We start from the raw sequence: 1,494 nt of genomic DNA on the forward strand, positions 1-1,494 counted from the left end.
CGGCGGCCCGCGAGGCCGCGGCCCAGGCCGAGCGCGAGCGCGTGGCGGCGGCGCGGGCATCGAGCGCTTCCAGCGGCGGCTACAGCGCCCCGTCCGGCGGCGGAGCATCCACCGCGGTCAGCGACTCCGGCTGGGTCCGCCCCGCGAGCGGCCGCATCTCGGGCACCTACGGCCCGCGCGGCAGCATCTCCACCGGTGGAGGCTCGTCCGCCTCGTTCCACCGCGGCACCGACATGGCCGGCGGCTGCGGCATCCCGATCTTCGCCGCCCACAGCGGAACAGTGACCTACGCCGGCCCGAACGGCACCTACGGCAACTGGGTCCTCATTGATCACGGCAGCGGGATCAGCACCGGTTACGCGCACATCATGCCCGGCGGCATCTATGTCCAGGTCGGCCAGACGGTCGAGGCCGGTCAGCAGATCGCGGCCGTCGGCACCACCGGCGCGTCCACGGGCTGCCACCTGCACTTCGAGACCCGCGTCAACGGCTCCGCCGTCGACGCTCAACCCTTCATGGCCACGCGAGGAGTCACCCTTGGTTGATGCTCAGACGACCGCCCGCAGCTTCACCCCGGCCCCGCGGGAGCGCGCCTGGAAGGGACGCCTCCCGCTCACCGTCTCGGCAGCGTTCGCCGTCACCGCCGTGACCGCCTCCCTCGGCATCACGCCCGCTGTCGCCGAGGATGCGAAGTACCCCTCGTGGGACGACGTGCAGAACGCGAAGAAGGACGAGGCGAGCAAGCAGGCCGAGATCGACTCGATCACCGGACTGATCTCGGGCCTCCAGACCACCGTCGACGAGAAGTCGATCACCGCGATGAAGAAGGCCGAGGCTGGCGCCAAGCCAAGGAAGCTCTCGATGCCGCCGCGAACGCCGTCACCGAGCTCGAGGCGAAGGCGAGCGACGCCTCCGCCAAGGCGCAGACCTCGAAGATGCGCGCCGGCCTGCTCGCCGCCCACCTGTCGCGCGCTGCCGGCGGCGACCTCTCGGCGAGCCTGGTGGCGAAGGGCAAGGATGCGGGCGACCTCCTCTATCAGCTCGGCGCGATGACGCAGCTGTCGGAGCAGTCGCAGAAGGTCTACGCGGACGCCCTCGCCGACAAGCAGAACGCCGAGACGCTCGGCAAGCAGGCCGATGTCGCCGTGACCGAGCACCGGAGGCTCTCGGACGAGGCTGATGAGGCGCGCGCGAGCGCCGACGCCGCGGCGCGATCTGCGCAGGACGCTTTGGCGGCTCAGGAGCAGAAGTCCCAGGAGCTCGTCGCTCAGCTCGCCATGCTGAAGGACTCGTCCGTCGAGGTGGAGACGGCCTACCTCGCAGGCGAGGAGAAGCGCAAGGCCGAGGAGGCCGCCGCCGCGGCTGCGGCCGCTCAGGCGAAGGCGGAGGCCGACGCAAAGGCTCAGGCCGACGCCCAGGCGAAGGCTCAGGCCGAGGCGAAAGCCCAGGCCGACGCCCGAGCCCAGGCGGAGGCACAGGCCGCGCGCTCCACCG

At 71.8% G+C, this 1,494-nt stretch carries 2 protein-coding genes and 1 pseudogene; 2 read left to right on the plus strand and 1 reads right to left on the minus strand.

Annotated features, from left to right (window positions below; genetic code table 11):
- On the plus strand, positions 1-545 hold a 545-nt coding region (locus tag ACH61_RS15375), incomplete at its 5' end, for a M23 family metallopeptidase (RefSeq protein WP_153038949.1).
- 3 nt (positions 546-548) lie between these two features.
- Here ACH61_RS15375 and ACH61_RS15380 read toward each other — a convergent pair.
- The gene (locus tag ACH61_RS15380) at positions 549-845 is read right to left on the minus strand and encodes a hypothetical protein (protein ID WP_068213743.1); all 297 of its coding nucleotides are present in this window, start codon (positions 843-845) and stop codon (positions 549-551) included.
- Positions 846-935: 90 nt separating this feature from the next.
- On the opposite strand from ACH61_RS15380, the pseudogene ACH61_RS15385 reads away from it, so the two are divergent.
- A pseudogene (locus ACH61_RS15385) lies at positions 936-1,494 on the plus strand (C40 family peptidase); the annotation flags it as partial.

Source organism: Rathayibacter tanaceti (assembly GCF_001634385.1).
GTDB lineage: Bacteria > Actinomycetota > Actinomycetes > Actinomycetales > Microbacteriaceae > Rathayibacter > Rathayibacter tanaceti.